This is a genomic window from Microbacterium sp. (assembly GCF_035277845.1).
Taxonomy (GTDB): Bacteria; Actinomycetota; Actinomycetes; order Actinomycetales; family Microbacteriaceae; genus Microbacterium.
In genome coordinates this window covers 1-5,198 of sequence record NZ_DATEJS010000109.1, presented here as the reverse complement: position 1 = coordinate 5,198, position 5,198 = coordinate 1, and the positions used below count along the sequence as shown (strand labels likewise).

Sequence of the window (5,198 nt, the reverse complement as noted above, 5' to 3'; positions counted from 1 at the left end):
GACGCGGGATGAGGATGTCGCCGATCTCACGGGCACGGCCCGAGGCGTCCTCGTTCTCGAACACGTCGATCGAGGCGATCGCCGCGGCGCACGCGACCGGGTTGCCGCCGTAGGTGCCGCCGAGGCCGCCGCCGTGGGTGGCGTCCATGATCTCGGCGCGGCCGGTGACGGCTGCCAGCGGCATGCCGCCGGCGATGCCCTTGGCGGTCGTGATGACATCGGGCACGATGCCGAACTGCTCGCTGGCGAACATGGTGCCGGTGCGGGCGAAGCCGGTCTGCACCTCGTCGGCGATGAACACGACGCCGTTGGCGCGGCACCAGTCGACCAGCGCCGGCAGGAAGCCCTCGGCCGGGACGATGAAGCCGCCCTCGCCCTGGATGGGCTCGATGATGATCGCGGCGAGGTTGGCGGCGCCGACCTGCTTCTCGATCATGGTGATGGCGTTCTTCGCCGCCTCGGCGCCGGAGAGTCCGCCGTCACGGTAGGGGTACGACAGCGGGGCTCGGTAGACATCCGACGCGAACGGCCCGAAGCCGTCCTTGTAGGGCATGTTCTTGGCGGTGAGCGCCATCGTGAGGTTGGTGCGGCCGTGGTATGCGTGGTCGAACGCGACGACGGCGGTCTTGCCGGTGTACTTGCGGGCGATCTTGATGGCGTTCTCGACCGCTTCGGCGCCCGAGTTGAACAGCGCCGACTTCTTGGCGTGGTCACCGGGGGTGAGCCTGTTGAGTGCCTCGGCCACCTCGACGTACTGCTCGTACGGCGAGACCATGAAGCAGGTGTGCGTGAACTGCGCGACCTGCTGCTGGACGGCGGCGACGACCTTCGGGTGGGCATTGCCGACCGTGGTGACGGCGATGCCGGCACCGAGGTCGATGAGCGAGTTGCCGTCCGCGTCGACGATGACGCCGCCGCCGGCGGCGACGGTGGAGATCGGAACCGAGTTGGAGACACCGGCCGCGACGGCGGCGGACTTGCGGTTCAGGACCTCCTGGGAACGAGGGCCGGGGATGGCCGTGACGAGGCGACGCTCCTGCGGGAGGGTCGGTCCGCCCACGGGCGTAGTGGTGTCAGCGATGGTCATGTGATCGACAGTAAGCGCGGTATCCCGCCCCCGCACTAGACTTTGCGTACATTCTTCGACTGTTCATGTACGCGACGTACAGGAGAACCCATGGCTGTGATGGACGCCCCGACCCTGCGCGCCCTGCTCGCCCGACGCGACCTGCATCTGACCCCCGCAATCGCGGAGGAGCACCTGTCCGACGGCGCGTGGGACGCCCCGATCCGCTGGGTGCACAACTCCGACCTGGTCGACCCGACGCCTTTCCTCTCCGACGGCCTCGTGCTGCTGACCACCGGCACCCAGATGACCGAGTGGCAGCGACGGTCGTTCGAGGACTACGTGCACCGCCTGTCGGTGCGCGGCGTGGTGGCGCTCGGGTTCGGCACCGAGGTGGTGCGCGACGGCATCCCGCCCCTGCTCGTGGCGGCGTGCCGGGAGACGCGGATGCCGCTGTTCGAGGTTCCCTACCGCACCCCGTTCATCGCCGTCGCGCGCGCGAACGCGGAGGCCATCGCCGCCGAGACGTTCGCCCGGCGCAGCTGGGCCCTGGCGGCGCAGCGGGCGATCTCGCTGGCCGCCCTCCGCCCCAACGGCCTGACCGCCACCCTCGCCGAGCTCGCCCGGCAGCTGGAGACCTGGGTGGGCCTGTACGATCCGGCCGGCGCGCTCGTGAACGAGCACCCCGCCGGCACGCTGGACGCCGTCACCCGCGCCGGACTCGACGAGGAGGTCGGGCGCGTGCTGCGCCGCGGCGCTCGGGCCGGCTCGTCCCTGCGCATCGGGGACACCCCGTTCACGCTGCAGACCCTGGGCCGCGGCGGGCACCTGCGCGGGGTCATCGCGATCGCCGCGGGTGCCCTCGACCAGGAGGGTCGCGGCGTGGTCACCGCCGTCATCGCGATGGCCGGGCTCGCGCTCGAGCAGAACGAGGGACTGCAGCGCGCCCGGGCGCTGCTGCGCACCGGCGTGCTGCAGTCGCTCCTCAGCGACGACCCCACCCTCGCCGAACGCATTGCCGCGCAGATGTGGGGCGGGATGCCTCCGGAGCCGGTGACCGTCGCCGCGACGGATGCCACCGCGCTGACGGACACCGCGACCGAGTGGCTCGAACTGCGCGCCGACGAGACCCCGGGGGCGCTCTTCTTCGCCCGCACCGACGACGGCGTGGTGCTCGTGGTCCCGGCCGACCGGAACGCCGTGCTCGACGATCTCGCGGCGACCTTCGGCGCCCGCGTCGGCGTCTCGAACGAGACCGGATACGACGAGTTCAGCCGCGCCGTGGGTCAGGCGCGGGTCGCCCGCAGCCGCGGCGGATCGATCTCGGCCGGCTCGGTGACGCGGTTCGCGGACGTGGCGGCATCCGGCATCCTCTCCGCGCTCGGCAACGATGACGGGCGCTCGCTCGCCCGTGCCGCGATCGAGCCGCTGCGCCGGCACGACGACGAGGAGGGCACGTCGCTCGTCGAGACGCTGCACACCTGGCTCGAGCAGGATGCCCGCTACGACGCCGCCGCCGAGGTGCTCGGCGTGCACCGGCACACGGTCCGGGCCCGCGTCGCGCTCGCGCAGCGACTGCTGGGCGTGGACCTCGGCACGTTCCCCGCACGCGCGGAGCTGTGGGCCGCACTGCAGGTGGACTCCCCGCAGCCGGAGTGAACCGAAGGACCGTCCACAGTCCGTCCGTCGCGGGGCGGATGCCGGACAGCCTGCCCCGCACGCGTCCTGGGTCCCCTGGATAGCCTGGGGCGGTGACGACGATCAACGGTGAGGTCTCTTTCTGGTGGCGCACGCTCGGCGGTGCGCCGAAGCCGCGGCCGGCACTGGCGGGCTCGACGGACGCCGACGTGTGCATCGTCGGCGCGGGGTACACGGGCCTGTGGACGGCGTACTACCTGAAGACGCTGCAGCCCGATCTGCGCATCGTCATGCTCGAGCAGCGCTTCGCGGGGTTCGGGGCATCCGGCCGCAACGGCGGCTGGCTCACCAACTCGGTCACCGGCGGGCGCGGGCGGTACGCGAAGACCCACGGGCGGGAGGCCGCCATCGCCCAGCAGGTCGCGCTCAACGGCGCGGTCGACGAGGTCATCGCCGTCACCGAGCGCGAGGGCATCCAGGCCGACATCGTCAAGGGCGGCGAGCGCACCGTGGCCCGCAACCCTGCCCAGCTCGCCCGGCTGCGCGCCATGATCGAGTCCGAGGCGGCCTGGCCGCACACCGACTGGGAGGTGCACAACGGACCCGAGACCGCGTCGCACCTGAAGATCGCCGGTGCGATCGCGTCCGCGTGGCATCCGCACTGCGCCCGCATCCATCCCGGCAAGCTCGTCTCCGGCCTCGCTGCGACGGTCGAGCGGCTCGGGGTCGTGATCCACGAGGACACGCGTGTCACCGAGATCCAGCCCGGGCTCGCGTTCACGGACCGCGGCACGGTGCGGGCGGATGCCGTCATCCGCGCGACCGAGGGGTTCACCGCCGATCTCAAAGATCAGCACCGCACCTGGCTGCCGATGAACTCGTCGATGATCGCGACGCACCCGCTGCCCGCCGCGGTGTGGGAGGAGATCGGCTGGCACGGCCGGGAGACCCTCGGCGACCTGGCGCACGTGTACATGTACGCGCAGCGCACGGCCGACGACCGCGTCGCGTTCGGCGGACGCGGTGTGCCCTACCGCTACGGGTCGCGTGTGGACAGCGACGGCCGCACCCAGCAGCGCACCATCGCGTCGCTCACGAGGCTGTTGCGGGAGTTCTTCCCGGCCGCGGCCGACGTGCCGATCGACCATGCGTGGGCCGGGGTGCTGGGGGTGCCGCGGGACTGGTCGGCGACCGTGTCATGGGACAAGGTGCGCGGACTCGGCCATGCCGGCGGCTATGTCGGCACGGGCGTCACCGCGACGAACCTCGCCGGGCGCACCCTCGCCGATCTCGTACTCGGCAACGACACGGAGCGGGTGCGCCTGCCGTGGGTCAACCACCGCGCCAAGAACTGGGAGCCGGAGCCCCTCCGCTGGACGGCCGTCCAGGCGATCTACACCGCGTACGGCATGGCCGACGGCATGGAGCGATCCGGGCGCTCGAATCAGGATGCCTGGCCCGCGCGCATCGCGGACGCGATCGCCGGCGAGCACTGAGACCGGGGGCGAGAGCATGGACGACGACGTGCGCGTGCTGCACATGGCGGCCTTCGCGGCCGAGCCGGGCGGCGGCAACCCCGCCGGCGTCGTGCCCGACGCATCCGCCCTGTCCGATGAGCGGATGCAGCACATCGCGGCGGAGCTCGGCTACCCCGAGTCGGCGTTCGTGGTCGACCCGGCGGTGGGCGGCGACCCGCGTCGCGCGCGGCTGCGCTACTTCTCCCCCGGCGCGGAGATCCCCTTCTGCGGCCACGCCACGATCGCGACCGCGGTGTGGTTCGCCGGCGAGCGCGGGCCGGGCGAATTCACGTTCGAGACGAACGTCGGTCCGGTGGTCATCGCCACGGCGGAAGCCGACGGACGGATCACGGCCTCGTTCACGAGCGTCGACCCGGAGCTCCGCGACCTCGATGTCAGGGTTCAGGCGGAGCTTCTCGGCCTGCTCGGGCTGAGCGAGGAGGACCTCGATCCGCGACTGCCGCTGCGCGAGTCGTTCGCCGGAAACTGGCATCCGATCGTCGCGATCCGCGATCAGGCCGTGTTCGATGCATTCTCGTTCGATCCGCTCGCGATGCGCGAGCTGATGGATGCCCGCGGGTGGACGGGGACCGTCACGGTCGTGCATGCCCTGTCGGATGCCGCCGACGAGTTCGACGCGCGCAACCTGTTCCCGGTCGGAGCGATCACGGAGGATCCGGCGACCGGGTCGGCGGCGGCATCCCTCGGCGCATACCTTCGCGCGATCGGTGCGGTCGCTCCCCCGGCTCGGCTGACGATCCGGCAGGGCCGGCACGTCGGGCGGCCCAGCATCCTGCGGGTCGAGATCCCGGTCGAGGGCGGGATCACGGTGACCGGGACGGCGGAGATCACGGACTGACCCGGTTGCGGCCTTCGCGGCCGACGGGCTGCGGATCGTGACTGCGTTTCGGCTCGCTTCGCTCGCTCAACGACCGGGAGAAGAGGGACGCGCGGAAGTGACTGCGTTTCGGCTCGCT

Annotated in this window: 4 protein-coding genes; 3 read left to right on the top strand and 1 reads right to left on the bottom strand. The window is 71.9% G+C overall.

What is annotated here, in order from left to right; genetic code table 11:
- Nucleotides 1–1,087: aminotransferase class III-fold pyridoxal phosphate-dependent enzyme (locus VJR25_RS04645; protein ID WP_324113014.1), on the bottom strand; the 1,087-nt coding region annotated here is incomplete at its 3' end.
- Nucleotides 1,088–1,177: 90 nt separating this feature from the next.
- On the opposite strand from VJR25_RS04645, the gene VJR25_RS04640 reads away from it, so the two are divergent.
- From VJR25_RS04640 to VJR25_RS04630, 3 genes are all read left to right on the top strand, one after another.
- A complete protein-coding gene (locus tag VJR25_RS04640) occupies nt 1,178–2,725 on the top strand; it encodes a PucR family transcriptional regulator (protein WP_324113012.1) in 1,548 nt (515 codons plus the stop codon).
- 92 nt (nt 2,726–2,817) lie between these two features.
- Complete coding sequence (locus VJR25_RS04635) at nt 2,818–4,200, top strand: FAD-binding oxidoreductase (RefSeq protein ID WP_324113009.1); 1,383 nt, start codon at nt 2,818–2,820, stop codon at nt 4,198–4,200.
- A gap of 16 nt (nt 4,201–4,216) precedes the next feature.
- Nucleotides 4,217–5,080 (top strand): PhzF family phenazine biosynthesis protein, encoded by an 864-nt coding sequence (locus VJR25_RS04630; protein WP_324113007.1) that lies wholly within the window; start codon nt 4,217–4,219, stop codon nt 5,078–5,080.
- Nucleotides 5,081–5,198: the final 118 nt, after the last annotated feature.